A 26,999-nucleotide genomic window follows, 5' to 3' on the forward strand; every position below is an offset into this window, starting at 1 on the left:
TGGTATTGCGCTGTGATTAGCCTTGCTTGGCGTCGGCCTTCTTGTCGGCCTTTTCCGTGGCGACCGCGGCCGGTGCCGAGGCGCCGCCGGCGGCCTGCTGCGCGGCAGGCTCGGAGGCGGCGGTGACCGGCGCGGCGAACGGCACCGCCCTGGCGGGCGCGCCGACCTTGACCTTCTGCAAGCCCTCGACGATCACCTTCTCGCCGCCCTTGAGCCCTTCGGTGACGATCCAGTTGTCGCCGATGGCCTGGGGCGCCTTGACCGGCAGCGAGGCGACCTTGCCGTCGCCGCCCACCACCAGCACCGACGCGCCCTGCGCCGTGCGGATCAGCGCGCGCTGCGGCACGGTCAGCGCGTTCTCGTCGACGCCCTGCTCGATCTTCACGCGCACGAAGGTGCCCGACAGCAGCTCCCGCTTGGCGTTGGGGAACTGCGCGCGCAGCGTGATGGCGCCCGTGGTCGGGTCCACCGTCATGTCGGAGAACAGCAGCTTGCCGGTCTCGGCGTACTCGCGGCCGTCCTCGATGAACAGGTGCACGCGCGCGCCGCCGTCGACGCCCTTGACCTTGCCGCTCTCGATGGCGCGCTGCAGCTTCATCACTTCGCTGGCTGGCTGGGTGAAGGTGACCCAGATCGGGTCGACCTGCTCGACCATGGTCAGCTTGGTGGCTTCGCCGCTGCCGACCAGCGCGCCTTCGGTCACCAGCGCGCGGCCCACGCGGCCGCTGATGGGCGCGGTCACGGCGGTGTAGCCGAGGTTGATCTGGGCGGTGGTGACCGCGGCCTTGGCCGCGGCGATGTCGGCGCTGGCCTGGCCGGCGGCGGCCACGGCTTCGTCGTATTCCTGCTTGCTGACGGCGTTCACGGCCACCAGCGGCTTGTAGCGCTCGGCCTTCTGGCGCGCCGCCACGGCATTGGCCTCGGCGCGCGCAAGGCTGGCCTTGGCAGACTCGGCCTGCGCCTGGTATGGCGCCGGGTCGATCTTGAACAGCAGCTGGCCGGCCTTGACCTCGCCGCCCTCGCGATAGTTGCGCGACAGCACGATGCCGGCGACGCGCGCCCGCACTTCGGCGGTGCGCACGCCTTCGAGGCGGCCCGGCAGTTCATTGATGACCGACACCGTGGTCGGCGTCACGGTGACCACACCCACCTCGGGCGGCGGCATGGCGCCGGCTTGCGGCTTCTTGTCGCCGCAGGCGGTGAGCGCAAGCGCCGACAGTACGGCAGCGGCAACGCAGGTGATACGTTGGGACTTACTCATCGATAACCCCATGATGGCAATTTGAAATCGGCCGCATGCGCTCCCGGTGTCGTGTCCGGATACGGCGCGGCCTGCCAGCCGGCAACGCCGGCGGCAGGCAAAAAAGATGGACGTTAGCCACTTCGGGCTGCCCTGGCAGGGCCAAAGCGACGAATGGCGAAAAGCCGGTAACGACATGCCGACCGGGCACCGCGAACAAGCCGGCGAACAGCCGCCGGAGACGAAGGAGATCGCGGCGCCACTCCGGACCGTTTGGCTGGCCGAAAGTCAGGCGAACGCGTATTATATATACATCCGCGCATGTATGTAAGTGCCTGTTGCAATGCGTCGATACTTGCCCCATATATCGGCGGCCCGGCGATGGCCTGGCGCGCTCGTGGAGCGCACCCTCGTGCGCGGCGGCCCCACCGCCGGCACCCCGGGAGAGACAACCAGACCGGCCCGCGTGGCCGGCAGCTGAGAACATCATGGTCAGACGCACCAAGGAAGAGGCGCTTGAGACGCGCCACCGCATTCTCGACGCGGCCGAGGCCGTGTTCCACGCCCGCGGCGTGGCCCGCCCGTCACTCGCCGACATTGCGGAGGCCGCCGGCGTGACGCGCGGCGCCATCTACTGGCACTTCAAGAACAAGAGCGATGTGTTTGCCGCCATGTCGGATCGCGTGCACTTGCCACTCGAGGCGCTGTGCGAGCCCGAGCGCATCGCCAGCCAGGAAGACCCGCTGGGCAGCATCCGCGACATCTGCGCCTTCGCGCTGCGCCAGACCGTGGAGAACCCCCAGTGGCGGCGCGTGTTCGAGATCGTCTTCCACAAGTGCGAGATGGTCGAAGAGAACGGCGCCATCTTCCAGCGCCAGCGCCAGTCGCACCACGAAGGCACGGTCAAGATGCGCGAGCACCTGCGCCTGGCGGTGGAGCGCGGCCAGCTGCCGGCGGACCTCGACCTCGACCTGGCCGTCAACGTCTTCCATGCCTCCATTGGCGGCATGCTGTCGCACTGGCTGTTCGCGCCGGAGGACTTCGATCTCGAGACCAACGCCGCGCGCGTGGCGGACGCCTTCATCGACACGCTCAGGCTGTCGCCCGCCTTGCGCCAGGGCTACGTGGCGCGCCCGGTGGCCGCGCTGAACGAGGAAATCGATTCGATGTGCCAGGAGGCCCAGGCCAAGGAAGCCGGGCAGGCCGCGCAGAAGGCGGCACAGAAGGCCGCGCGCGCCACGCAGCCTGGCTGAGGCGCCGCCCGCTCAGCCGCGCGTGGCGTCGCGCCAGCGCGCGAAGAAGGCGCGCTTGCGCAGCGTGTCCTGCGCCGCCAGCAGGCCGGGACCCACGCTGATCGGCTTGAGCGCGTAGCCCAGGCGCTCGGCCAGCGCCGCCGCGGTGTGCACGCTGTCGGTATCGGAGCGGATCGTATAGAGCTGCGAGGCGCTCTGCCCCAGCACGGTCTGGCCCGCGCGCGACAGCAGGAAGTCCAGCCACAGCCGCGCCGCATTGGGATGGGCCGCGCGGCGCGCGATAAAGGCCACGCGCGACATCACCAGGGTGTAGTCGCGCGGCGCGATCACATCGATCTCCGCGCCCCGCTCCATCAGTGACAGCGCATACGAGCCCAGCAGGTTGTAGCCCATGACGAACTCGCCAGAGGCGATGCGCTCGATCATGCTGGCCGTCGACGCCGACAGTTGCACGCCGCAGCGGCCCAGCGCCTGCGCCAGGTACCAGAACTCGTCGCCCATGCGCGCGTCCTGCTGCGCCAGCAGGTAGCCCACCCCGGATTTCTCCACGTCATAGGTCACCACGCGCTGGCGCCAGCGCGGCGTGTTGTCCTGCAGCAGCCGCGCCAGGCCGGTGCGGCTGCGCGGCGCCTGCATGCCGGCGAAATGGCGGCGGTTGTAGACGATCACGGCCGGCTCGAAGGTGGTTCCCCAGGCCTCGTCGCGCCACGCCGCCCACGACGGCAGCCCGGCGCGCTCGGGCGAGGCGTAGCGCAGCGCATGGCCGTCGTTGACCAGCTTGATCTGCAGGTCCATCGCCGTGCTCCACAGCACGTCGGCGGTGTCGGCGCCAGGCGGCTGGCCGGCGGCAAGGCGCGCGCTGTCGGCCAGGAAGCGGTCGTTGAGCTCCAGCGTGTTGAGATCGCGGTAGCGCACCTTGATGCCCGGATAGCGCGCCTCGAAGGCGCTCACCAGGGGCTGCGCGACCTCGGTGTCGGTGGAGGCATGCACACTGACCACGCCTTCCTGCAGCGCGCGCGCGATGATCTCCGCGTAGCTCTGCGGATAGCCCGCCGGCAACGCCGGCACGGATTGCGCGCGCAGTGCCCCGCTCCATCCCGTGCCCAGCCCGGCGCCAAGCGCGGCGGCGCCGGCCAGCACGCGGCGGCGTTGCGGGCTCGGCGGCAGGCCGGCGGTGCGCGGCGCGGCAGACGGCGACAGGGGCGGTAAAGAGGCTGCGGGCGGAGCGGAGACGGGGAGCAACTTGCGCAAGGCTGGAACCATCGGTGCTGACATCGGTGGCTGGGAGGGCCCTGGCGCGCTCGCCGCGCCCGGCCCGGGGCGGGGTTATTATAGGCGCCCGCGGCCAGTCCCCCGCGGCGGCGGCGGTGCCGCATTGTGAACAACGGACGTTTATCGAGCATGGGAGGACCGGCGTGCGCTTGCTGCTGGTGGAAGACGAAATCGAACTGGCGCGCTGGGTGGCGCGCGCGCTGGAGCAGGGCGGCTTCGTGATCGAGCACGTGGCCGACGGCCTGCAGGCCGAGGCGCGGCTGATGGCCGAGGAGTACGACGCCGTGGTGCTGGACCTGCGCCTGCCCGGCAAGGACGGCCTGGCCGTGCTCAAGTCCATGCGCGGGCGCGACGACCGCACCCCGGTGCTGATCCTCACCGCGCAGGACACGCTCGACGAGCGCGTGCGCGGCCTCAACCTGGGCGCCGACGACTACCTGCCCAAGCCCTTCGCCATCGCCGAGCTGGAGGCGCGCATCCTGGCGCTGATCCGCCGCAGCCGCGGGCGCGCCCATCCGCGCCTGCAATGCGGCTCGCTGGTGTTCGACGGCGAGACCCGCAGCTTCACCCTGGGTGGTGCGCCGCTGGCGCTGACGCCGCGCGAATCGACGCTGCTGGGCGCGCTGCTGGCCAGGAGCGGCCAGCCGCTGACCAAGGCGCAACTGCTCGACAAGGTGTTCTCGCTCGATGCCGACGTCAGCCCCGACGCCATCGAAGTGCTGGTCTACCGCCTGCGCAAGAAACTGTCGGGCCACGGCGTGACCATCGTCACGCTGCGCGGCTTCGGCTACCTGCTGGAACCGGAAGGGCAGGCCTGATGCTGCGCCGCCTGCCCCGGCACTGGCTGCGGCACTGGCTGCAAGGCAGCCTGCGCCGCCAGCTGCTGCTGCTGCTGGTGCCCGCGCTGGCGGCGATGATGGCGCTCGATACCTGGCTGACCTACGGCACCTTGCGCGACGCCGCCAATGCCGCCTACGACCGCTCGCTGTACGGCTCGGTGCGTGCCATCGACAACGCCATCGGCATGGCCGGCGAGAGCGTGCAGATCGCGCTGCCCGACGCCGCCATGGAGATGTTCGAGACGGCCACGCAGACCCACGTGTTCTACCGCGTCTCGCTCGAGCGCGACGGCCGCATCGAGACCGTCACCGGCTACGACGACCTGCCCCTGCCAGCCGGTGCGCTGCCCAGCAACCAGTCGCGCTTCTACGACGCCGACTACCGCGGCGACCCGGTCCGCATCGCCGTGCTGGCGCATCCCGTGTACCGGCCCAATGCGCACATGCGCGTGATCGTGCAGGTAGCCGAAAGCGCCGAGCCGCGCCTGGAGCTGATCGCCACCGTATGGCGCGGCGCGCTGGCGCGCGACGTGCTGCTGATCCTGGTCAGCGCGGCCATCCTGGTTGCCGGCATCACCTACGTGCTGCGCCCGCTCGCCCGCGTGCGCGACGACGTGCAGGCGCGCCCGGCGGAAGACCTCACGCCGCTGGCCTTCGACCACGTGCCGCTCGAAGTGCGCCCGCTGGTCGACGCCGTCAACCTGCACGTCTCGCGCTCCAACGCGATGACCCAGGCCCAGGCCCAGTTCATCGCCGACGCCGCGCACCAGTTGCGCACCCCGCTGGCCATCCTCAAGACGCAGGCCGAATTCGCCCAGCGCCAGCTGAGCGCCGGCGCGGATCCCGCGCACGCGCCCCAGGCCGCCCGCGAAGCCGTGGGGGGCATCGTCACCCAGCTCGAGCAAGCCGCGCGCCTCACCAACCAGCTGCTGGCGCTGGCGCGCGTGCGCCAGCAAGCCGGCACCGACAACCCCGGCGACGCCGCCGAACCGGCGCCCCTGACCGACGCCGTGGCGGTGGCCGAGCAGGTCGCGCTGGACTACCTGCCGCTGGCGCGCGGCAAGCAGCAGGACTTCGGCTGGGAGCGGCCTGCCGGGCTGGTGCTGCCGGTGCGCGCGGATGCGGCGCTGCTGCGCGAGGCCTTCGCCAACCTGGTCCACAACGCCATCCAGTATTCGCCGAGGGGCAGCCGCATCACGCTCTTTGCTGCCCGCGCCGGAAACACGGCCTGCCTCGTGGTGGAAGACGACGGGCCGGGGATTCCCCCCGAGGAGCGCGAGAAGGTGTTCGCGCGGTTCTACCGGCGGGTCGGCAATACCGAGCCCGGCTCCGGGCTGGGACTGGCCATTTCGCGCGAGATGGCGGCGCGCTTCGGAGGCACGGTGGAACTGGGCGAGGCGGTGCAGGGCAAGGGGGTGAGGGCGGTGCTGGGGTTGCCGGCAGCGGGCTGAGCGCGTCGCCGCGCCAGGGCATTGCCAAGGCCGGAATGCAAATGTTCCATACATCCACCCCCACGTAAACCCCAGCCTAATACCTGTCAATTTGACAGCCTTTTGACAGTTTCCCCCACCTAGAATGCCCCCCATGGCCTGCATAGCGGCCATCCGGGCAAAATACCGCCTGGCAAAAATCAAAGAACAAGTCCGGCATGCACGCTGAGCAGCGGACGGGAGACAACACTTCGCCACCGGGTCCTGCCCGGCGCGCCGGAATGCCCCCCCGCCCCCCGCAAGCCCGTTGGAATGCCAGCCGGATGCTCCCCGGGTCGGCGCGCGCCAGGCGCCACAAACTCCGTGCTCCGATCACCGGCAACCCTAAAACAAGCAGGAGACCGCAATGCGCCGTTCGATTCATCGCTTCGCCCATGTCGTCATGGCCTCGGCCGCAATCACCGCCACCGTGGCTGCCGCGCCCGCATTCGCCCTCGACAACGTCAAGTTCATGATCGGCGCCAACCCGGGCGGCGGCTATGACCAGACCGGCCGTTCGCTGGGCGCCGCGCTGGTGTCCGCCGGCGTGGCCAAGACGGCTTCGTACGATAACAAGGGCGGCGCGGGCGGCACCATCGGCCTGACGCAGTTCGTCAACACCGACAAGGGCAACCCCAACGCGCTGGTCGTCACCGGCGCGGTCATGGTGGGCGCGATCGAGACCAACAAGCCGCCGGTCACGCTGAAGAACGCGACGCCGGTGGCGCGCCTGTTCGCGGACACCATGGTGATCACGGTGCCGGCGAATTCGCCGCTGAAGTCGGTCAAGGACCTGACCACGCAGCTCAAGGCCAACCCGGGCAGCGTGAGCTGGGGCGGCGGCTCCAAAGGTTCGATCGACCACATCCTGGCCGGCCTGATCGCCAAGGACGTCGGCGTGGATCCGAAGAAGATCAACTACGTGCCCTTCCAGGGCGGCGGTGAAGCGTCGGCCTCGATCCTGGGCGGCCACGTGACCGTCGGCATCGCCGGCGTGTCCGAGTTCCTGCCCTTCATCAAGAGCGGCAAGATGCGCGCGCTGGCCGTGACCTCGAAGGAGCGCACCGCGGACATCCCGACGCTCAAGGAGCAGGGCGTGAACGTGGAAATCTACAACTGGCGCGGCGTGTACGGCGCGCCCGGCATCTCCGCCGAACAGCGCAAGGCGCTGGTGGACGCGGTGGTCAAGGCGACCGAGACGCCGGTGTGGAAGGAAACGCTGACCAAGAACGACTGGACGCCGTTCCTGCTGACCGGCGACGAGTTCGGCAAGTTCGTGGACAGCGAGTCGACCCGCCTGGGCAGCACGCTGCGCGAACTGGGCGTGGCCAAGTAAGCGATGCGCCGGCGCGCGGCGCCGGCCAGCAGCATCATGGATTCACCGCATCACCGCATCACCGCTTCATTGCTTCATCGCTTCACCTGTCGGCCCTGCCTGCGGCGCACCGGAATGCCCGGTGCGTGCGCGGCGGTCGGGGGCCTGGTGTCCACCTGCGATACCCAATAACCAAACCATAAGTCGCCGGGCCCCCGCCGCGTGCGGGGCGACAAACCGCGGCGCGCCACGCACGGCCGCCCGAAGGAGTCCTTGATGAAACCCTCGCACCTGGCGATCGGCATTGCCGTATTGCTGCTCTCCCTGTTCTACTTCGTGGGCCTGCCGGGCATCTCCGGCGACGAAGGCTATGCCGGGCTGTCGCCGCGCTTCATGCCCACGCTGGTCGCCATCGGCCTGGCCGTGTGCGGCGCCGCGCTGACCTGGCAAGGCATCCGCGGCGGCTTTCGCAACATGCCCGAGGAAGATGCCGAGCTGCCCTCGGCCCCGCACAACTTCCGCGGCTTCCTGTGGGTCGCGGCCGGCCTGGTGGCCAATATGGCCCTGATCGGCACGCTGGGCTTCGTGCTGGCCTCGACGCTGCTGATGATCTGCGTGGCGCGCGGCTACGGCAGCAAGCGTTTCCTGCGCGACGGCTTCATCGGCCTGTGCATCACGGTGCCGATGTGGGCGCTGTTCGAATTCCTGCTCGGCATCAACCTGCCGCTGCTGCCCGTCGCCGGGTTCTGACCGGAGCTGATCCATGGACACTCTCAATCTGCTGATGCACGGCTTTGCCGTCGCCATCACCCCGATCAACCTGATGTGGGCGCTGGTGGGCTGCTTCCTCGGCACCGCCATCGGCGTGCTGCCCGGCATCGGCCCGGCGCTGACGGTGGCGATGCTGCTGCCGCTGACCACCAAGGTGGAACCGACCGCCGCCCTGATCATGTTCGCCGGCATCTACTACGGCGCCATGTACGGCGGCTCCACCACCTCCATCCTGATGAACACGCCGGGCGAATCGTCCACCATGGTCACCGCCATGGAAGGCAACCTGATGGCCAAGAGCGGCCGCGCCGGCCCGGCGCTGGCCACCGCGGCGATCGGCTCGTTCGCGGCGGGCACCATCGCCACCGTGCTGCTGTCGATGTTCGCGCCGGTGGCGGCGGACGTGGCGCTGCAGTTCGGCCCCGGCGAGTACTTCATGATCATGCTGCTGGCCTTCACCACCGTGTCGGCGGTGCTGGGCTCGTCGCTGCTGCGCGGCATGACCAGCCTGTTCCTGGGCCTTGGCATCGGCCTGATCGGCATGGACTCGCTGTCGGGCCAGACGCGCTACTCGATGAACGTGCAGGAACTGTACGACGGCGTCGATATCGTGGTGGTGGCGGTGGGCCTGTTCGCGGTGGGCGAGGCGCTGTTCAACGCCTTCTTCCCGCAGCCCGGCGGCAGCTTCAACAAGCTCAGCAGCATCATGATGACCAAGTCGGACTGGAAGCGCTCGGTGCCGGCCTGGATCCGCGGCACCATCATCGGCTTCCCGTTCGGCCTGATCCCGGCCGGCGGCGCGGAAATCCCGACCTTCCTGTCCTACGCCACCGAGAAAAAGCTGTCCAAGCACAAGGGCGAGTTCGGCACGGTCGGCGCGATCGAAGGCGTGGCCGGCCCCGAAGCCGCCAACAACGCCGCGGTCACCGCCACGCTGGCGCCGCTGCTGACGCTGGGCATCCCCACCTCGAACACCACCGCGATCCTGCTGGCGGCGTTCCAGAACTACAACCTGCAGCCGGGCCCGATGCTGTTCCAGACCTCGGGCGACCTGGTGTGGGGCCTGCTGGCTTCGCTGTACATCGGCAACGTGATGCTGCTGGTGCTGAACCTGCCGGCCATCGGCCTGTGGGTGCGCATGCTGCGCATCCCCACGCCGCTGCTGTACGGCGGCATCCTGATCTTCGCGGGCCTGGGCGCCTACGGCATCCGCCAGTCGTGGTTCGACCTGCTGCTGCTGTTCGTGATCGGCGTGCTGGGCATGGCCATGCGCCGCTTCGACTTCCCCACCGCGCCGGTGATCGTGGGCATGATCCTCGGTCCCATCGCGGAGAAGCAGCTGCGCAACGCGCTGTCCATCAGCCAGGGCGACTGGTCGATCTTCGTGACGCAGCCGATCTCGGCCACCATCCTCGCCATGACCGTGGCGGTGGTGGTGATCCCGCGCGTGCTGGGCTGGCTCGCGCGGCGCTCGGCGCGGCGCGGCGAGGTAGCCGACGCCGCCGGCTGATCCGGGGCAAAATGCGGGCAAGGCCCGGCACTTCGCGGTGCCGGGCTTTTTTTTGTTGCTGACCAACATGATCTCGCGCATGCATTCTCCCCTCCGCCCCTGGGGGGCGCGGGAGCAAGCACCGCCGTCATTCCAGACGGTCCTGGCGCATTCGCCAGGCCGCCGCCACATGTCCACTCTCTATCACCGCTGGCGTCCGGTCGTGCTGACGCTGCTGCTCGGCCTGACGGCCGCGCTGCTCTGCACGCTGCTGCACACGCCGCTGCCCTGGATGATCGGGCCGCTGCTGGCCGTGGCCATCGCGCGCATGCGCGGGGCCGACCTGCGCGCGCCGACGCAGGCCCGCAACGCCGGGCAGTGGGCCATCGGCACCTCGCTCGGGCTCTACTTCACCGCCGACGTGGTGGCGCGACTGCTGGAGTTCCTCCCCTATATCGTGGCCGGTTCGCTGTTCGCCCTGGCGCTGGGCTGCGGCGGCGCGTTCCTGCTGCGCGGGAGCACCGGCGTGGCGTTCAAGACGGCGTACTTCTCCACCGCCATCGGCGGCGCATCCGAGATGGCCAACCTGGCCGAGCGCAACGGCGCGCGCATCGACCAGGTCGCCGCCGCGCATTCGCTGCGCGTGCTGATGGTGGTGGTGGCGGTGCCGGCGCTGTTCCAGTACGGCGGCATCCACGGGCTCGATCCCTATATCCCGGGCCCGCGCACGGTGAACTACGCCGGGCTGCTGGTGCTGATCGCCATCACCGTCAGCGTGGCGCTGCTCGCGCGGCGCGCGAACCTGCCCAACCCCTTCGTGATCGGCACGCTGCTGGCCGCGGCGGTGCTGACGGCATCGGGCATCGAGCTGTCGGCCATTCCCACCTGGATGAGCCGCGCGGGCCAGCTGCTGATCGGTGTTTCGCTGGGCGCACGCTTCTCGCGTGATTTCCTGCACACCGCGCCGCGCTTCCTGACCGGCGTGGCACTCTACACGCTGGTGGCGCTGGTGCTGTCCGCGCTGTTCGGCTGGCTCCTGTCGGCGCTGTCGGGCGTGCATCCGGCCACCGTCATCCTCGCCACCACGCCGGGCGGCATCGCCGAGATGTGCATCACCGCCAAGGTGCTCGAGCTGGGCGTGCCGCTGGTCACCGCCTTCCATGTGATCCGGATGGCCTTCGTGGTGCTGTGCACCGGCCCCCTGTATCATTGGCTCAAACATCGCGCCGCGCCGGAGGAGACCGAGTAGCAGCCTGGCCGGCCGCCACCCAGGACAGACGGGACTGCCATGCCAGAGCCAATGCCGGAATCCACTCTCACGCCCGCCGATATCGACGGCATGCTGCAGCGCGTGCTGGCACCCTGGGTGCGCCAGCTCGGCCTGCGCGCCGAAGCCGTTGATGCGCAAGGCGTAACACTGCGGCTTCCGTTCGACGAATCGTTTCGCCACGCAGGTGGCGTGGTGTGCGGCCAGGTGCTGATGTCCGCTGCCGATACCGCCATGATCGTGGCCATCGCCAGCGCGCTGGGCAGCTTCCGCCCCATGACCACCGTCACGCTGACCACCAACTTCATGCGCCCCGTGATCGAGGGCGACGTGCTGGTGCACGCCCGCGTGCTGCGCCTGGGCAAGACCGTGGTGTTCGGCGAGATCGAACTGACCGGCACGGACGGCAAGCTGGCCGTGCAGGCCACCACAACCTACGCGCTGCTGTGAGCGGCGCTTCGCCCGGCTTGCCCACCGACATTGCGCGCCATCCGGCGCATGACCCTCACCGCATGAGCCCTGCAACCCTCCGGCCCGGCGCTTCGCCTTGCGCCTCCCCCTTCGACCAGGTCGTGTTCGCCGGCGGCGGCAACCGCTGCTGGTGGCAGGCCGGCTGGTGGGACAAGGTGGCGCCTGAGCTGGGCCTGCGCCCCCGCGTGATCGCCGGGATCTCGGCCGGCGCCGCCACCGCGTGCATGATCTACACGCACGATGCGCGCCAGGTGATGGCGTACTACCAGGACGTGCTGGCCAGCAACCGCCGCAATGTCTACTGGAGCAACCTGCTGACCAGGCAGCGCGTGTTTCCGCACTACGGCATCTACCGCACCGCGCTGCTGAATATCTTCGCCGACGGCCGCCTGGCGCAGTTGCAGGACGCGCCCGAGATCCGCATCGGCGTGGCGCATATCCCGCGCTGGAGCGGGCCGCGCACGGCGGTGATGGCCGGGCTGCTGGCGTACAACATCGAGAAGCACTGGTTCAAGACGCTGCATCCGCGGCTTGGGCGCAAGCTCGGCTTCCATCCGGAATTCGTGCGCGCGCAGGATTGCGCCTCGCCCGAGCAACTGGCCGACCTGCTGCTGCAATCGGCGTCCACGCCGCCGTTCACGCCGGTGCTGCGGCGCAACGGGCGCCCGGTGCTGGACGGCGGCATGGTGGACAACGTGCCGGTCGACGCGCTCGACCCGACGCCGGGCAACGTCCTGGTACTGGTGACAAGGCTCTATCCGCGCCCGCAGCGCTTCGTGCTGCAGCAGGGCGGGCAGCGGCGGCTCTATCTGCAACCTTCGCAACGGGTACCGATCTCGAGCTGGGACTACACCCAGCCCGGCGCGATGATCGGTGCCTACGAACTCGGCCAGCGCGACGCGGAAACCTTCCTGCGCGACTGGCCGTCTGTCATGAAGACGGAGCTGGGCGCCGGCGCGTAGCGGGCAACAACGCGCCGGTCCGGCGCCCGGCTCTGTCATCACGATGTGCAATGCGGCCAAGGCCGCCACAGGAGGCATTGATGACAAAACGCCAGGCAAGACCGGCAAGCGAGCGCCAGAGCGCACGCAGGGCGACAACCGAGCAGGCCGTCGAGCGCGTGCCGCGCCGCGGCAAGCGCAAGTCCGGCGCGCAGCGCGAAGCGGATTTCGTGGTGATCGGCGCCGGCTCCGGCGGCGTGGCCGCGGCACGGCGCGCCGCATCGCACGGCGCGCGCGTGGTGCTCGTCGAGCGCGACGCCATCGGCGGCACCTGCGTCAACCGCGGCTGCGTGCCCAAGAAGATGCTCTCCTACGGCGGCACCCTGGCCGCCATCCTCTCCGGCTGCCTCTCGCACACCGGCGGGCGCGAGGACTGGAGCGACGCCATCGTGCGCGTCAACGCCGAGATGGCGCGCCTGCACGTGGCCTATACGCACAACCTGCAGAACGCCGGCGTGGAACTGCTGCACGGCGAGGCCACCGTCACCGCCCCCGACCAGGTACTGGTCGGCGCCGAGACCATCCGCGCACGCCGCATCCTGATCGCCACCGGCGCGCGCCCGCGCACGCTGCCGGTGCCCGGCGGCGAGCTGGCCAGCAGCTCCGACGACATCTTCACCTGGCAGAGCCTGCCTGCCTCGATCGTGGTGATCGGCGGCGGCTATATCGCGGTGGAGCAGGCCTCGATCCTGTCGCGCTACGGCGTCAAGGTCGAACTGCTGGTGCGCGAAGACCGCCTGCTGCAGCGCTTCGACCACGAGATCGCCGCGGCGCTGGCCGAAGCACTCGCCGCCAAGGGCGTGCGCCTGCATTTCAATGCCGAGGTCACGCTGCTCAACCAGGCCAACGGCGCCATCGACGTGTGCTACCGGCAAGCGGGCAACGGCGGCAATGGCGGAAATGGCGGAAATGGCGGCAAGGAGCGCATCCACACCGTGCGCGCGCAGGCCGCGCTCGCCGCCATCGGCCGCGAACCGGTCTGGGACGGTCTCGGCCTCGAAGCGCTCGGCGTGGAACGGGCCGAGAAGGGCGGCATCCAGGTCGACCGCTCCTTCCGCAGCAAGGTACGCTCGATCCACGCCGTCGGCGACGTCATCGACGGCCTGCACCTTACCCCCGTGGCCAGCGCCCAGGGACGCTGGCTGGCCGACCGCCTGTTCGGGCGGCGCGGCGACCGCGCGGATTTCGACATGGTGCCCACGGCCGTCTTCTGCGAACCCGCCATCGGCAGCGTCGGCCTGAGCGAGCGGCAGGCCATCGAAGACGCCGGCAAGGCCGAGCGCGTGCAGAGCGTGGTGCGCCGCTTCGTCTCGCTGGAAAGCCGCTTCGGCGGCAGCGAGCAGGCATCGATGGTGAAGCTGGTGGTCAACGCGCGCAGCGGCCGCGTGCTGGGCGCGCACATGATGGACAACGCCGCGCCGGAAATCATCCAGGCCTTCGCGGTAGCGCTGCGCCTTGGCGTGAAGCTGTCGCACCTGCACACCACGGTGCAACTGCATCCGACGGTGGCGGAGGAGCTGTTCGGCTGATAGGCGGCTGATACGGTTGATGGCCGGTTGATAGCCGGCCGATAGCCGGCTTGAGTCCGGCTGGCGCTGGCCGAGTGCGCGGGCAGGGCATGCGCCGCGCAGTTGGCGCAGCGCAAGCCGGTCTGGCCACTCAGGCCGGCGCGGCCTCCGCGCCGGGTTTCGCATCCTTGCACGGGTCCGGCCGCTTGTGCGCGGGCACCAGCACCACGCGGTCATAGGCGCCCACTTCGCCGGCGCCGGCTTGTTCGAGATAGCCCACGCTGTAGATCTTGCCCTGCTCGGTGGCGAGCCAGCGCGGCGCGCCGACGTCGCGGCGCACGTGGCCGTTGCCGGCGATCAGCACGGCGCCGCGGTCGGCGTAGGCACGCATGGCGGCGGCCATCACGGCGTCGCGCGCGGCCTGGGCGTCGAGCATGCCGGGCAGCATGGCCTTGGGGAAATTGCCGCAGTGGCCGCGCTCGAGCACGGCGGTCTGTTCGCTGGCCACGTCGGCGGGCAGCGGCGCGGCGAGACCGAGGCGCTTGCGCTCGGCCGTATCGAACAGGCCGTCGAGCCCGCCGCGCACGATCTTGCCCGCATCGGCGCGCGAGAGGTTGGCCGCCACCAGCGGCAGGTCGTAGCGCAGCGCGAGCGCCACCACCGGCGTGTACAGCTCCCATTGCCAGCCCGTGCCGCCGGCCTGCGCGACCACGTAGGCCGCATCGCCGGGACGCTCGCGGCGCGCGCGGTCGATATCGGCCTGGCGTTCGCGGTCGAACTGTTCCATGGCGATGGCGGGCCGCCAGCCTGCCTCGAGCGCGCTCGACAGCGCCAGCAGGCGCCGTTTCTGGCCGTCGGCATTGTCGTGCACCTCGCCCAGCAGCACGTAAGTCTTACCGGTGAACTGGTGCGCGACATCCCCCGCGACGGCGGCGGGCGGCGTGCCGGCGCAACCGGCCAGTCCCGCCAGGATGGCGGACGCGGCGGCCGCGATCACCATTCCGGCGGCGCGGCGAGGAGCAAGGCGGGTAAGTGTGGGCATGGCGGGGTGGTCCTGTTTCAATGCTACGGTTGTTGCTCGCGGCGCTTGTACGGGCATTCGCGCTGCACGAAGCGTGCCACGCGCGCCATCGGCACGGGCGGCGCGTCGTGACTATTATTGTCCAGTTGCGCCTTCCGGCACATACACCATCGAGCCATCCTTCAGGCGATACGCCACGCCGGCCTTGGTGCCGTCGCCGCTGCCGACCTGGCCGCTGGCCTGGTAGCGCACGACCTTCTCGCCCTGCCTGGACACGATTTCCATATTGGGCTTGCCCGGATTGGTGATGACGGTGACGTCGGCATGCGTGAACGGGTTCATCGGGTTCTGCGCGATCGCCACCAGCAGTGCGGCGATCACCACCAGGAACACGTCGATGAGATTCACCACCGACAGGATGGGATCGTCGGCTTCGCTCTCTTCGAGGAATTTCATGCGTCCACCTCCCATTGCGGCTGGTGCTTGCCGAGCCAGACCAGTTCCTCGGCCAGCCAGCGCCGGCGCACGTTGACCACGTAGAACGTGATGCTGGCCGCGATCAGCGCCAGGATCACGGCGGAGAAGGCAATGGTGAGGTTCTCGCCCACATTGGCGAGATTGCCGCCGGACAAGCCCTTGAGCGCGGGGCCCATCGGGATCATGGTCGCCACCAGTCCCAGCATGGGCGCCACGCGCGTGGCGATGCGCGGCCATTCCAGCAGGCGGTGCGCGGCGACGTCGAGCGCGTCGGGGTCCTGCACGCGATGGCGCAGCGCGAATGTCACCAGTGCGTAGCCGCGCCCGCTCTCGATGGCGTTGCGCCGGCGCTGCCAGGCCTGCATGGCGAACTCGCCGAGCGCCCAGAAGGCGTAGAGAAAGAGCAGGCCGATCAAGGCGAGCGTCGGGTACAGGAACAACTGGCCGACGTCATACATCAGGGTTTCAAGCAGGGTAGGGGTCATGATGTTCAGTGGGTCTTGGTGTGTTTTTCGGGGAGAAGCGCGACGCCGCCGCGGCGGCGCGCGCTGATGGCGCCGCCAAGCAGCGCCCCGCCCAGCGCGATGCCCGCGGCGAGCCAGGACAGCACCGGCACGATGGCCGCGGCGGGCGGCTTGCGCTCGACCAGCTGCATGCCTTGCACCGCTTGCGTCTGCGCAGGCGGCGCGGGCGGCCGTGGCCGTGGCTGCGGCTCGGCCTGCTGCCGCGGTTTCGGCGGCGTCGCGGCTTGTGGCGTTGCGGGCTTCGGTGCGCCGGACGGCGGCGCCGCGGGCGCCTGCATGCCGTAGCCCGGCGCGCCGGCCGCGTCAGCCTGCTGCTGCACGTAACGGTTGAAGCTGCGGTTGTCGCTGCGGATATCGTGCCGCTGCGCCAGCGTCTGCCAGCGCTCGGCCAGCGTCTTGAGCAGTTCGGGATCGGCCTTCCAGTAGCCTTTGCGCGCGGCCTCCATCATGCGCTCGATGACCTGCGCCTGGGCCCGCGGCGCGTTGCGCTCGAACCATTCGTCGAGGCCGAGCTTGTGCTTGTCCTTGACGTAGACCTCGGCGAACTCGGTCCACTGGTCGTCGCGCACGATCTCCGGCGCCACCGCGGTCCAGCCCCAGAAGTTGTTGACGGTGTCGAGCATATTGAGCGCGCCGCTGTAGCCTTCGGCCTTCATGCCCTCGATCCAGCCGGGATGGAAGTAACGCGTGCGCAGTTCGGTGGCGAGAAAGGACGCGGCCGTTTCGGTGCGCGCATGGTTCGCGTCGCGCAGGTTGGAGATCAGCAGCTCCGGCGCCTTGCCGGTGAGGTGCCGCACCGCCAGCCCGATGCCGCCGAGATACTGGAACGGATCGTCGGTGGTGAGCATGCCATACAGGTTGGAGCTGCGCGCCAGCAGCGCGCCCTCCACGCCCTTGAGATTCTCCGCATAGAGATTGAGCTGCGGCAGCTTTTCGCCCCAGGTCTTTTCATCGGGGCCGTAGGCGTATTGCATGCGCGCGAGATAGAGGCCGGCAAGCTTCGCATCCGCCGCCTTGCCGCTGCCGAAGCTGTCGCTGGCGAGGGTGGCGTCGTTGAGGCCCGTGCCGTAGTTGCCGGATTCGCTGGCGAAGATGCGCGTGAGCGCCAGCGCCTCGATGCGCTCCGCGCTCATGTCCTGCGCCTTGAGTTGCGCCAGGCGCTCGCGCGCCAGGCGCGTGCCGGCGGCCACCGCGTTGTCGGGCTCGGGCTGCGCCGCGGCCAGCCTGACGGCTTCGGCCAGCCACTTCATCAGGTTGGGAAAGTGATCCCGGTAGAGGCCGGTGGCGGACAGCACCACATCCACGCGCGGACGCTTGAGTTCCGCCGCCGGGATCGCTTCCACGCCGATCACGCGGCCGCCGCCGTCCCACTGCGGGCGGATGCCCATGGCAGCCAGCGCCTGTGCCTCGAGCATGCCCTGGTGCCGCATGGTTTCCACGCTCCACAGCGAGAAGGCGAGCTTGGCGGGCCATCTGCCGTGGCGCGCGCGCCAGTCCGCGATCATCGCTTCAGCGGCAGCCTGCCCCGCCTGCCATGCCTCGCGGCTCGGCACCTTGGACGGATCGAAGCCGTACAGGTTGCGCCCGGTCGGCAACGCATCGGGATTGCGCACGGGATCGCCGCCGGTGCCGGCAAGCACATAGCGGCCGGCCAGCGCGGTGAGCACCGCTTCGCCCTCGGGCGCTGCGTCGAGGCTGGCGTAGAGCGTGCGGGCGCGTTGCATGTCTTCGCGCTGGCGCACATCGGCCAGGCTGGCCAGCGGCGCGCCGTCGCTTACGTAACGGCGCAGCATGGCGTAGGGCGCGGTCTGCGCGAGCTGCCTGTAGTCGAGCGCGAACAGTTCCTCCGGCTCCTGCGGAAACACACGCTTGAGCCATGCCGGGCCGAGCATGGCCATCACCGTGTAGAGACGCAGCTCGGGCTGCTGCGATTCGCCGAAGGTGTGCAGTCCGTAAGGCTGCAGCGCGCCGGCGAGTTCGTGCAGATGCGTGTGCAGCGCATCCAGGAATCCCGTGAACTGCGCGCTGGCGCGTGCCCGCGGCCAGCCCATGTCGTCGAGCAGGTGCAGGCGATCGCTGCGCGCGAGGATGTCGTCGCGCAGCGTGTCCTTCACCGCGCCTTCGTCCTGCTGCAGGTAGTTGTGCAGCTGGTCATGCAGCGTGGAGAGATCCGTATGCAGGCCCGCCGGCTTGAACGGCGGGGTCTGGTGGCTGACGATGGTGGCGCGGCCGCGGCGCTTGGCCTGCAGCGCTTCGCCCACGTCGTCGACGATGTAGGGATAGATCACCGGCACGCTGCCCAGCACCAGGTAGGGCTGGTCGGTCACGGACAGGCCGCGCTCCTTGCCGGGCGTCCATTCCTGCGTGCCGTGGGTGCCGTAGTGGACCAGCGCGTCGCGCCCTTCGCGGGCCCACAGGTAGGCGGCCATGTAGAAATGGTTGAGCGGCGTCCTGGTGGAGTGGTAGAGCGCTTTCTCGGCGGCTTCGTCGCGCTCGCCGCGCGGCGGTACCGGCATCAGCGCCACATTGCCGAGCTGCAGGCGCGGGATGGCAAAACCCGCCTCGCCGTTGCGGCGGGTCGCCATGGCCGATGATTCGGGTTCGCCCCAGCGCGCCTTGACCTCGGCGCGGAATCCGGCCGGCTGCGCGTCGTACCAGCGGCGGTATTGCGCCATCGGCATCCATGCCGCGCGGCCTGCGTCGAGCAGGCGGCCGAGCTGGCCTTCGCGATAGAAGGGCGCGAGCAGCGCGCCGAGCTCGCGCTGCAGCAGGGCTTCGTTCGCGGCTTCGGTGCGGTAGCCCGCGGCATGCAGCGAAGCAAGCGTGGACGAAAGGCTGCGCGGCAGGTTGAGGAACGATGCCGACAGGTTTTTCTCGCCCGCCGGATAGTTGTAGAACAGCACCGCCACGCGCTTGTCGGCATTCGGCGTGCGCTGCAGGCGCGCGAGCGCGAGCGCCTTGTCGGCGACGGCATCGAGCTGCGCCGGCAGGCTGACGATGCTGCCGTCCTTCTGCGAAGTGGCGGCCGCCAGCATGGGATCGCTGACGCCGGCCAGTTCCGGCTGCACGAGGTAGAAGGGCGTGTCGGTGAGGCTGATGCCTTGCGGGTCGCGCGCCCAGTCCTGCGCGTCGCCACGGCGATAGGGCATGACCTGCAACACCGGAATGCCGAGCGTTTCGAACTCGGCCTTGCGGCCCGCGGCGTTGAGCATGATCTGCCCGTTGACCAGCACGTCGGTGATGCGCTTGCCGCCGGGCGCGGCCATGCGCAGCACGCCGTCGGCATCCATCACGGGGCTGTAGAACACCAGGGCGCGGGCGCCGCGCGCCTCGATGCGCGCGACCAGGTCATCGACGAAAGCGCTGTCGAGTCCCGACACATAGGCCTGGTGGATCGCCACGCCGATCACCGGCTCGCCCGCATGGCCGGAGACGGCGAGCGCGGCATCCGGCGATTCGGTGACCACGCTCGCCAGGCGCGGGTGATAGTAGGCGGCCTTGGGGAAGATCACCGGCGCGGGGATGGTGCTGTCTTCGCCCATGGCGGCGCGCAGCCGGAATTGCTGCGCGGCCAGCGTGCGCATCATGGCGTCGAAGTTGGCGCGGCCGCCGTTGACGTAGTACGCGTGCACGCGCTTGCCGAGCGCGGCGTCGACGCCGTGCGCTTCGAAGCGGTCGGTGGCGATCAGCAGTCGCGGCACGCGCGCGTTCGTCCACAGCGGCCCGAGCCTGGCGAGCATGTCGGTCACGATGTGATCGCGTGGCGCATCCAGGATCAGCAGTGCGGCGCCGTCGATGAACGGCGCCACATCCTGCGCGCTCATGCGTTCGAGATAGCGCGCGCCGAGCGTCATGCCATGCGCGCGCGCCATCGCCTGCAGCGGCTCGAACTTGCCGGCCGGCACCGGCGAGGTGGTGAGCACGGCGATGCGCGGCGGCGCCGCACCGGCGTGCTGGGCACCGAACGCCAGCAAGGCCAGCAAAGCCAGCCATAGCAGGCCGAGCGCGCGCAGCAGACGCAGGCAGTCGTTTCTTTGTGGGGACATGGTTTGTTCTACGCCTTTCGGTCAGAACGACAGCTTCACGCTGGCGGCAAAGGTGCGGCCCGGCTGCGTGTAGAAATCCAGGCCCGGTTCGCTGGCGGCCACGCCGGACTGGCGCACGTCGCCCCACAGCCAGTACTTCTTGTCGAACAGGTTGTTTACCGACAGCACGATGCTGGCGTAGCGGTTGAAGCGCCACCATGCCTGCACGTCGGTCACGCCATAGCCGCCCGGCTTGAAGTAGGTGAAGCTGCTGTCGTCGGTGCGCGTGACGGGACGCGCGCCGCGCCAGCGCAGGCTGGCGCCCTGGCCCTGGCTGTTGCTGCCGCGCTCCCACGTCAGCGCGGCGCTGGCGCGCAGCGGCGAGACGCTGTTGAGCGGGCGGTCGGTCTGCTCGTTGGTGCCGTGCGCATAGGCCACCGCGCCATCGACGCGCCATTGCGGCAGCAAGCGATAGCTACCGCGCCACTCGGCGCCATAGATGCGCACGCTGCTCTGGTTGCGATACTGGTAGGTGGCGCGCAGCCCCGCCAGGCAGGCCGGGTCGGAAGGGCAGTTCAGCTGCACCTGCTCGATGAAGTCCTTGTAGCGGTTGTCGAACAGCGCCACGCTGCTCTGCACGCGTTCGTCGGAGTAGCGCGCGCCGATCTCGAAGGAGCGGCTCTTCTCGGAGTTGAGGTCGCCGTTGGGCGCGGCGCCGTAGCCCTGGATGGTATTGCGGAAGCTGCCGTTGACTTCCTGGTAGTTGGGCGCGCGGAAGCCGAACACGTATTGCGCCCACAGGTTGATCCGGTCGGTGGCCTGCCACAGCGCGGACAGCTTGGGCGAGAGCGCGGAGTCGCTCTTGCTGATGGCGGGCTTGGAGGCCACGCTGTTGTAGAGCTTGTCGTCGTCCGGGCCAAGCGAGTAGTGGTCGAAGCGCAGGCCCGGCGTGAGCGTGAAGCGGCCGCCGGCGAACTGCAGCGCGTCCTGCACGAACACGCCGGTCTGGCGCGTCTCGCCGCTGGGGAAATCGTGGATCGGGAAGTTGTCGCCGGCCAGCGACTTCGATACCGTACCCGTGGTGCGGTTGTACGCGGTGCCGTCGCGGTTCTCGCTCGAGCGCACGCGGATGAAATCCACGCCGCCGGTAAACAGGTGGCCGACCGGGCCGGTGGCGAACGATTTGTCCGCCTGCAGGTTGAAGCCGGTCTGCTGCTGGCGGAAGCCGAACAGCAGGTGCACGTCGCACAGGCTGGTGCCGGCCGTCGAGCCGGAGCAGCCGGCGCTGGTGCGGCTGCGCACCTGGTCGGTCACGGTGCGGTTCTCGCTCTCCTGGTAGAACACGGTGGCGCCGAGTCGGTCGAGCACGCGGCTGGCCGGCTTCCATTCGTAGTCCAGGCTGACGCGGTTGCGCGAGACGTCCTCGGTGCCGCTGGCGGAGGTCACGCGCGGCAGTGACGGCGACAGGCGGCGGATATCGGTGAAGGTATCGCCCTCGCGGTGCTCGTAGGTCAGCCTGAAGCGATGGCCGGCGGCGGGATCGAACACCAGCTTGCCCAGCCAGGCATTGGTCTCGCTGTTCTGCGGGTTGGCCACGGAGCGGCCGGTGGAGGTGGAATCGTCGCCGCCCATGCTTTGCACCGCGTGCGCCTTGCGGTGCGCGTACATGAACAGGCCCTTGATGGTTTCGTTGCCGCCGGCCACGCCCGCGGTCTGGCCGAAACCGCTGTCGATGCCGTTCCACGACAGGCCCGCTTCGCCGCCCGCGGCATTGCCGCGCATCAGGTCCTCGGGATCCTTGGTGACATAGGACACCACGCCGCCGATGGCGTCCGAGCCGTACAGGCTGGAAGCCGGCCCGCGCAGCACTTCGACGCGCTTGAGGAAGGAGAACTCCGGCGCGTCGCGGGTGGCGCTGGACAGGTTGGAGGGACCGCCGCCGTTGTAGTAGTCGGGCAGGCGCACGCCGTCCACCATCAGCAGCACGCGGTTGTCCTCGATGCCGCGGATATTGATGCTGCCGGTGCCGAAGCGGCGCCGGTCGCGCGGCACGTCGACATCGGGTTCGTCGGCGAACAGGCCGGCTTCGTCGACCGGCTGGGTGCGCTCGATCTGGCGCGCCTCGATGGCGGTGATGGTCGAGGCGACCGCATCGGCGCGCTCCTCGGTGCGGGTGGCGGTGACCACCACCTCGCTCAGCGGGCGGACCGGCTCCTCGGCCGGTCCGGCGGCGAAGGCAGGGCAGGCCAGCGTGGCGCAGACGGCGATGGGCGTGACTCGGACGGAGGCGCGCAGGCGCGCCAGACAGCGGCGTTTCATGGATTTTCCCCCATATGAAAACGAAACGCTGGCTGGCTGGAGCGATGGTGCGGGTGGCTGGCTGGCGTGGTCAGGCGCAGCTCGGCACAGCCGGCTACGCTCTATTGAGAATGCGAATTATTATCAATTGGTAACGATTTGTAAAGCAGACATGCAGAGGCCTTGTGCCGCCCATGCCACACCGATGTGGCCTGCGGGGCCGGCCGCAAGGCAAAAGGGCGGTGCCGGCTGACCGGCACCGCCCCCTGGCGTGGACGCAACTGCGGCGAGTGCGCTCAGTGCCGCTCGACGGCCGCCTCGCCTCCCACCAGCACCGGCATGCGATTGTCTTCGGCATCGATCTGCAGCGGTCCGGTGCCCGAGAAGCGGTCCAGTGCGAGATAGATCACCGGCGTGATGAACAGCGTGATCACCTGCGAGAACAGCAGGCCGCCCACCACCGCCAGGCCGAGCGGCTGGCGCAGCTCGGCGCCGGCGCCCAGGCCGAGCGCCAGTGGCAGCGCGCCCATCACGGCGGCGAAGGTGGTCATCAGGATCGGGCGGAAGCGCAGCAGGCAGGCCTGCCGGATCGCGCGCGCCGGGGCCATGCCCTGCTCGCGCTGCGCCGCCAGCGCGAAGTCGATCATCATGATGGCGTTCTTCTTCACGATGCCGATCAGCATCAGCACGCCGATGGTGGCGATCAGCGACAGCTCGATATTGAAGATGAACAGCGTGAGCAGCGCGCCCACCGCCGCCGAGGGCAGGCCGGCCAGGATGGTCAGCGGGTGGATGTAGCTTTCGTACAGCACGCCCAGCAGCGTGTAGATGACGGCGATGGCCGCCACCAGCAACAGCACCTGGGTCGCCTGCGAAGACTGGAACACCGCCGCGTCGCCGCCCCAGCTGGTGAAGATCGAGGTCGGCATGGCGATCTCCTGCCGGTAGGCATCGATCTTCGACGACGCGTCGCCCAGCGCCGCGCCCGGCGCGAGATTGAACGACACCGTCACCGAAGGCAGCTGGCCCTGGTGGTTCACGGCAATCGGCCCGACCCGGCGCTCGGTGGTGGAGAAGGCCGAGATCGGCACCATCTGCCCGGTCTTGCTGCGCACGTAGAGCTTGGAGAACGCGGTCTCGTCGGCGCGGTCGATGTCGGCCGCCTGCAGGATCACGTAGTAGTTGTCGATCGGCGTGTAGATGGTGGAGACCTGCCGCTCGCCGAAGGCGGAATACAGTGCCTGGCGCACGTCCTGGATCTGCACGCCGAGCGCGTTGGCCTTGTCCCGGTCGATGGAGAGCTGCGCCTCCAGGCCGGATTGCTGCGAGTCGCTGGTGACGTCGCGGAACACCGGGTCGGCGCGCATCTTGACCATCAGCTTGTCGGAAAACTCCTGCAGCTGGCCGGCCTTCACGCTCTGCAGCGTGTACTGGTAGCGGCTCTTGCTCTGGCGCCCGCCCAGGCGCAGGTTCTGCACCGGCGAGAAGTAGACCGCCAGGCCCGGGATGCCGGCCACGTCGCGGCGCAGCGATTCCACCACCTTGGCCATGCGCGGACGCTCGCCCAGCGGCTTGAGCTCGACGAACATGCGGCCGGTGTTGATGGCGGGCGAGTTGCCGCCGCCGATCGACACCACGATGCTGCGCACCGCGGGATTCTTGCGCATGCGCTCCGCGGCGTCGCGCAGGCGGTCGGCCATGGCGTCGAAGGAGATGTCCTGCGGGCCTTCGGCGTTGACCTGGATCTGGCCGATGTCTTCTTCCGGGAAAAAGCCCTTGGGAATGGTGGCGAACAGCACCGCGGTCAGCACGAAGGTCAGCCCGGCCACCGCCAGCACCGACTTGCGGTGGGCCAGGCACCAGTCGAGCCCGCGCGCATAGCGGTGCAGCGTGAACTCGAACAGGTCCTCGAACCACTGCGTGGAGCGCATCCCGATGGTCTGCTTCTGCGCCACGGCCGGTGCGTGCGCGCCGCCGGCGTGGTCGCCATACGCGTGCTGGGACTCGTCGATGGGCACGTTCTCGGCCGAGAGGAAGCGCGCGCACAGCATCGGGATCAGGGTCAGCGATACCAGCGCCGACACCAGGATCGACAGCGACACCACCGCGGCGAACTCGTGGAACAGCAGGCCGATCACGCCCGGCATGAAGAAGATCGGGATAAACACCGCGATCAGCGAGATCGAGATCGAGAGGATGGTGAAGCCCATCTCGCGCGAGCCGACCAGCGCGGCCTTGAGCGGCGGCACGCCTTCCTCGATATGGCGCACGATGTTTTCCAGCATCACGATGGCATCGTCCACCACCAGGCCCACGGCGAGCGTGATGGCCAGCAGCGAGACGTTGTCCAGGCTGTAGCCGAAGGCCTTCATCAGCGCCACCGTGCCGATCAGCGAGATCGGCAGCGAGACGGTGGGGATCAGCGTGGCCGCGGCGCGGCGCAGGAACAGGAAGATCACCAGCACCACCAGCGCCACGGTCAGGGCCAGTGTGAACTGCACATCGTGGATCGACTCGCGGATCGACTGCGAGCGGTCATTGACCACGTTGACGCTCACCGAGGCCGGCATCTGCTGGATCAGGCGGGGCAGGGCGTTCTTGATGGCGTCGACCACCGCCACCGTGTTGGCGTCGGGCTGGCGCAGCACGGCCAGCACGATGGAGCGCTCGTTGTTGAGCCAGCTGCCGGTCTTGATGGTCTCGACGCTGTCCTCCACCTCGGCCACGTCGGACAGCCGCACCAGCGCGCCGCTGGGCTGGCTGGCCACGATGATGTTGCGGAAGGCGTCGGCGCTGGCGAGCTGGCGGTTGGCCTGGATGGTGAGCGTCTGGCGCGCGCCGTCGAGCGTGCCGACCGGGGTGTTGGCGTTGGCGCGGTTCAGCGCGGTGGCCAGCTCGTCGAGCGTCAGGCCGCGCGCGGCAAGCGCATCCGGATGGGCGCGCACGCGCACCGCGAAGCGCTTCTGGCCGAAGATCTGGACCTGCGCCACGCCCGGAAGGGTAGCCAGCGTGGGCGAGATCAGGTTGTCGCCGAACGCGTTGAGCTCGGCCAGGCTCATGGCCGGCGAGTTGATCGCCAGCAGCAGCACCGGCGCATCGGCCGGGTTGACCTTGCGGTACGACGGCGGCACCGTCATCTCGATCGGCAGCGAACGCTGCGCGCGGAACAGCGCCGCCTGCACGTCCACGGCCGCGGCATCGATGTCGCGGTCGTTGTTGAACTCGATGGTGATGCTCGAGTTGCCCAGCGTGTTCGACGAGCTGATCACCGACACGCCCGGAATGGTGGCGAACTGCTTTTCCAGCTGCGTCGCCACCGAGGCCGCCATGGTCTCGGGGCTGGCCCCGGGCAGCGTCGCCGTGACCTGGATCACCGGCGAGTTGAACGAGGGCAGCGCCGCGATCGGGATGGTGGGGTAAAGCGCGATGCCGGTGACGATCACCGCAAGGCACAGCAGCACCGTCATCACCGGACGGCGGATACAGAGCTCGGACAGGGTCATGGCGTTGGGGCTCTGGAATTCAATGCTTGGCGTCGGCGGCTGCGGCGCTGGCCGCGACGGCCTTGGCCGCCGGCGCGCCTTCGCGCACCAGGCTGCCCGCGCGCAGGTTCTGCGCGCCCTCCACCACCACGCGCGTGCCCGGGGGCACGCCTTCGATGACGGCGGCGCCGGCGGTCGAGACCTGCACCTTCACCGGCACCGGCTTGACGCGGTTGTCGGGCTGCACGACGTAGACGAAGCGGCCCTCGGGGCCGGTCACCACGGCCTGCGGCGGCACCGACAACGCACCCTTGAGGGTCTGCACCACGACATCGACGTTGGCATAGGTGCCCGGCCACAGGCGCTGCTCCTCGTTGCCGAACTGGGCCTTGATGCGGATGCTGCCGTACTGCGGGTCGACCGTGTTATCCACGAAGCTGATCTTGCCGGTGACCGGGCTCTTGCTGCCGTCGTTGGGCAGCGCGGTGACGGTGACCGGGCCGGCGTGCATCGCCTCGCGCAGCGCCGCGAGCTGGCGCTCGGGCAGCGTGAAGGTGACGGCGATGGGCTGGATCTGGGCGATGGTGACCATCGGCAGCGCGCTGTTGGGCATCACCAGCGAGCCGGGGAACATATTGATCACGCCGGTGCGCCCGGCGATGGTGGCGCGGATGGCGCCGTAGCTGACCGCCACGCGGCCGGCCTCGATCGCGGCCTGGTCGGCGCGGATGGTGGCTTCGAAGCCGTCGACCTTGGCCTGGGCGGTATCGACCGCGCTCTTGGAGATGAAGTTGCGCTGGAGCAACTCGTTGCTGCGCGCCAGGGTGCGGCGGGCGTCGGACAGGTCGGCCTGGTCGCGCATCAGCTGGGCCTGCGCGCGGGCAAGGTTGGCCTCGTCCATGCGGGTGTCCAGTGTGAACAGCAGGTCACCCGGCTTGACGGTCTGGCCTTCCTTGATGTGCACGGCGCGCACCGTGCTCGAGACCTGCGGGCGGACCTCGACCGTGGACAGCGCACTGACCGTCCCGTTAGCGCTTACTTTCAGCGGAACGTCCCCCTGCTGGACCACGGCCGTGCTCACCACCACCGTGACAGGCGCCTTTGCGGCGGGCTTGGGCGCCAGCCACGCGCGCCAGCCGTACCATCCGCCCGCTGCCAGCGCGGCCAGGACCACGGCCAGCACCCATGGGGAGACGCGTCCCTTTCCCGTGCCCATGCCTGGACTCCACTTACCGTCGACGAAGCCCTTGGCCTGGTCGATGCCGTTCGTTTTCATG

The 26,999-nt window shown here is 69.4% G+C and carries 19 protein-coding genes; 10 read left to right on the plus strand and 9 right to left on the minus strand.

Features of this window, described 5'->3' with window-relative positions:
* Positions 1–16: 16 nt before the first annotated feature.
* On the minus strand, positions 17–1,261 hold the full coding sequence (locus tag AB4Z48_RS05130) for an efflux RND transporter periplasmic adaptor subunit (protein WP_441612803.1): 1,245 nt from the start codon (positions 1,259–1,261) through the stop codon (positions 17–19).
* 467 nt (positions 1,262–1,728) lie between these two features.
* On the opposite strand from AB4Z48_RS05130, the gene AB4Z48_RS05135 reads away from it, so the two are divergent.
* Positions 1,729–2,493, plus strand: a complete 765-nt coding sequence (locus AB4Z48_RS05135) for a TetR family transcriptional regulator (protein WP_441612804.1) — start codon at positions 1,729–1,731, stop codon at positions 2,491–2,493.
* A gap of 12 nt (positions 2,494–2,505) precedes the next feature.
* Here AB4Z48_RS05135 and AB4Z48_RS05140 read toward each other — a convergent pair whose 3' ends face one another.
* The gene (locus AB4Z48_RS05140; RefSeq protein ID WP_441613045.1) at positions 2,506–3,630 is read right to left on the minus strand and encodes an ABC transporter substrate-binding protein; all 1,125 of its coding nucleotides are present in this window, start codon (positions 3,628–3,630) and stop codon (positions 2,506–2,508) included.
* A gap of 278 nt (positions 3,631–3,908) precedes the next feature.
* Here AB4Z48_RS05140 and AB4Z48_RS05145 point away from each other — a divergent pair, with 278 nt between their 5' ends.
* The 9 genes from AB4Z48_RS05145 (at position 3,909) to AB4Z48_RS05185 (ending at position 13,916) form a co-directional block, all read left to right on the plus strand.
* On the plus strand, positions 3,909–4,583 hold the full coding sequence (locus AB4Z48_RS05145) for a response regulator (RefSeq protein WP_441612805.1): 675 nt from the start codon (positions 3,909–3,911) through the stop codon (positions 4,581–4,583).
* Entirely contained in the window at positions 4,583–6,055 is a 1,473-nt protein-coding gene (locus AB4Z48_RS05150) for a sensor histidine kinase (protein ID WP_441612806.1), read from the plus strand. The genes AB4Z48_RS05145 and AB4Z48_RS05150 overlap by 1 nt, the downstream gene beginning before the upstream one ends.
* Positions 6,056–6,440: 385 nt before the next feature.
* Positions 6,441–7,409: a Bug family tripartite tricarboxylate transporter substrate binding protein gene (locus AB4Z48_RS05155; RefSeq protein ID WP_441612807.1), complete on the plus strand. Its 969-nt coding sequence runs from the start codon at positions 6,441–6,443 to the stop codon at positions 7,407–7,409.
* A gap of 255 nt (positions 7,410–7,664) precedes the next feature.
* Entirely contained in the window at positions 7,665–8,138 is a 474-nt protein-coding gene (locus tag AB4Z48_RS05160; protein WP_441612808.1) for a tripartite tricarboxylate transporter TctB family protein, read from the plus strand.
* 13 nt (positions 8,139–8,151) lie between these two features.
* Positions 8,152–9,669, plus strand: coding sequence for a tripartite tricarboxylate transporter permease (locus tag AB4Z48_RS05165; protein ID WP_441612809.1), 1,518 nt, complete (start codon positions 8,152–8,154; stop codon positions 9,667–9,669).
* A 169-nt stretch (positions 9,670–9,838) separates the two neighbouring features.
* Positions 9,839–10,897, plus strand: coding sequence for an AbrB family transcriptional regulator (locus tag AB4Z48_RS05170; RefSeq protein WP_441612810.1), 1,059 nt, complete (start codon positions 9,839–9,841; stop codon positions 10,895–10,897).
* Between the two features lie 51 nt (positions 10,898–10,948).
* Positions 10,949–11,365, plus strand: coding sequence for a PaaI family thioesterase (locus tag AB4Z48_RS05175; protein ID WP_441613046.1), 417 nt, complete (start codon positions 10,949–10,951; stop codon positions 11,363–11,365).
* Positions 11,366–11,427: 62 nt separating this feature from the next.
* Complete coding sequence (locus AB4Z48_RS05180) at positions 11,428–12,348, plus strand: patatin-like phospholipase family protein (RefSeq protein WP_441612811.1); 921 nt, start codon at positions 11,428–11,430, stop codon at positions 12,346–12,348.
* Positions 12,349–12,428: 80 nt separating this feature from the next.
* The gene (locus AB4Z48_RS05185) at positions 12,429–13,916 is read left to right on the plus strand and encodes an FAD-dependent oxidoreductase (protein ID WP_441612812.1); all 1,488 of its coding nucleotides are present in this window, start codon (positions 12,429–12,431) and stop codon (positions 13,914–13,916) included.
* Positions 13,917–14,046: 130 nt separating this feature from the next.
* Here AB4Z48_RS05185 and AB4Z48_RS05190 read toward each other — a convergent pair whose 3' ends face one another.
* The 7 genes from AB4Z48_RS05190 to AB4Z48_RS05220 all read right to left on the minus strand — a co-directional run bounded on the left by AB4Z48_RS05190 (position 14,047) and on the right by AB4Z48_RS05220 (position 26,998).
* Positions 14,047–14,937, minus strand: coding sequence for a ChaN family lipoprotein (locus AB4Z48_RS05190; RefSeq protein ID WP_441612813.1), 891 nt, complete (start codon positions 14,935–14,937; stop codon positions 14,047–14,049).
* A gap of 114 nt (positions 14,938–15,051) precedes the next feature.
* Positions 15,052–15,372 (minus strand): DUF2149 domain-containing protein, encoded by a 321-nt coding sequence (locus tag AB4Z48_RS05195; protein ID WP_441612814.1) that lies wholly within the window; start codon positions 15,370–15,372, stop codon positions 15,052–15,054.
* Positions 15,369–15,878, minus strand: coding sequence for a MotA/TolQ/ExbB proton channel family protein (locus AB4Z48_RS05200; protein WP_441612816.1), 510 nt, complete (start codon positions 15,876–15,878; stop codon positions 15,369–15,371). The genes AB4Z48_RS05195 and AB4Z48_RS05200 overlap by 4 nt, the downstream gene beginning before the upstream one ends.
* Positions 15,879–15,883: 5 nt before the next feature.
* A complete protein-coding gene (gene cobN / locus AB4Z48_RS05205) occupies positions 15,884–19,963 on the minus strand; it encodes a cobaltochelatase subunit CobN (RefSeq protein WP_441612817.1) in 4,080 nt (1,359 codons plus the stop codon).
* Positions 19,964–19,984: 21 nt separating this feature from the next.
* On the minus strand, positions 19,985–22,261 hold the full coding sequence (locus AB4Z48_RS05210; protein WP_441612818.1) for a TonB-dependent hemoglobin/transferrin/lactoferrin family receptor: 2,277 nt from the start codon (positions 22,259–22,261) through the stop codon (positions 19,985–19,987).
* Positions 22,262–22,536: 275 nt separating this feature from the next.
* On the minus strand, positions 22,537–25,743 hold the full coding sequence (locus tag AB4Z48_RS05215; RefSeq protein ID WP_441612819.1) for an efflux RND transporter permease subunit: 3,207 nt from the start codon (positions 25,741–25,743) through the stop codon (positions 22,537–22,539).
* 19 nt (positions 25,744–25,762) lie between these two features.
* On the minus strand, positions 25,763–26,998 hold the full coding sequence (locus tag AB4Z48_RS05220) for an efflux RND transporter periplasmic adaptor subunit (protein ID WP_441612820.1): 1,236 nt from the start codon (positions 26,996–26,998) through the stop codon (positions 25,763–25,765).
* Position 26,999: the final 1 nt, after the last annotated feature.

This window comes from Cupriavidus sp. 2TAF22, from assembly GCF_052115045.1.
Lineage (GTDB): Bacteria > Pseudomonadota > Gammaproteobacteria > Burkholderiales > Burkholderiaceae > Cupriavidus.

Bases quoted from the DNA above. Each gene is read 5' to 3' on its own strand.
- AB4Z48_RS05130 (WP_441612803.1), bottom strand. From the start codon at position 1,261: ATGAGTAAGTCCCAACGTATCACCTGCGTTGCCGCTGCCGTACTGTCG.
- AB4Z48_RS05135 (WP_441612804.1), top strand. From the start codon at position 1,729: ATGGTCAGACGCACCAAGGAAGAGGCGCTTGAGACGCGCCACCGCATT.
- AB4Z48_RS05150 (WP_441612806.1), top strand. From the start codon at position 4,583: ATGCTGCGCCGCCTGCCCCGGCACTGGCTGCGGCACTGGCTGCAAGGC.
- AB4Z48_RS05155 (WP_441612807.1), top strand. From the start codon at position 6,441: ATGCGCCGTTCGATTCATCGCTTCGCCCATGTCGTCATGGCCTCGGCC.
- AB4Z48_RS05160 (WP_441612808.1), top strand. From the start codon at position 7,665: ATGAAACCCTCGCACCTGGCGATCGGCATTGCCGTATTGCTGCTCTCC.
- AB4Z48_RS05165 (WP_441612809.1), top strand. From the start codon at position 8,152: ATGGACACTCTCAATCTGCTGATGCACGGCTTTGCCGTCGCCATCACC.
- AB4Z48_RS05170 (WP_441612810.1), top strand. From the start codon at position 9,839: ATGTCCACTCTCTATCACCGCTGGCGTCCGGTCGTGCTGACGCTGCTG.
- AB4Z48_RS05175 (WP_441613046.1), top strand. From the start codon at position 10,949: ATGCCGGAATCCACTCTCACGCCCGCCGATATCGACGGCATGCTGCAG.
- AB4Z48_RS05180 (WP_441612811.1), top strand. From the start codon at position 11,428: ATGAGCCCTGCAACCCTCCGGCCCGGCGCTTCGCCTTGCGCCTCCCCC.
- AB4Z48_RS05185 (WP_441612812.1), top strand. From the start codon at position 12,429: ATGACAAAACGCCAGGCAAGACCGGCAAGCGAGCGCCAGAGCGCACGC.
- AB4Z48_RS05190 (WP_441612813.1), bottom strand. From the start codon at position 14,937: ATGCCCACACTTACCCGCCTTGCTCCTCGCCGCGCCGCCGGAATGGTG.
- AB4Z48_RS05195 (WP_441612814.1), bottom strand. From the start codon at position 15,372: ATGAAATTCCTCGAAGAGAGCGAAGCCGACGATCCCATCCTGTCGGTG.
- AB4Z48_RS05200 (WP_441612816.1), bottom strand. From the start codon at position 15,878: ATGACCCCTACCCTGCTTGAAACCCTGATGTATGACGTCGGCCAGTTG.
- cobN (WP_441612817.1), bottom strand. From the start codon at position 19,963: ATGTCCCCACAAAGAAACGACTGCCTGCGTCTGCTGCGCGCGCTCGGC.
- AB4Z48_RS05210 (WP_441612818.1), bottom strand. From the start codon at position 22,261: ATGAAACGCCGCTGTCTGGCGCGCCTGCGCGCCTCCGTCCGAGTCACG.
- AB4Z48_RS05215 (WP_441612819.1), bottom strand. From the start codon at position 25,743: ATGACCCTGTCCGAGCTCTGTATCCGCCGTCCGGTGATGACGGTGCTG.
- AB4Z48_RS05220 (WP_441612820.1), bottom strand. From the start codon at position 26,998: ATGAAAACGAACGGCATCGACCAGGCCAAGGGCTTCGTCGACGGTAAG.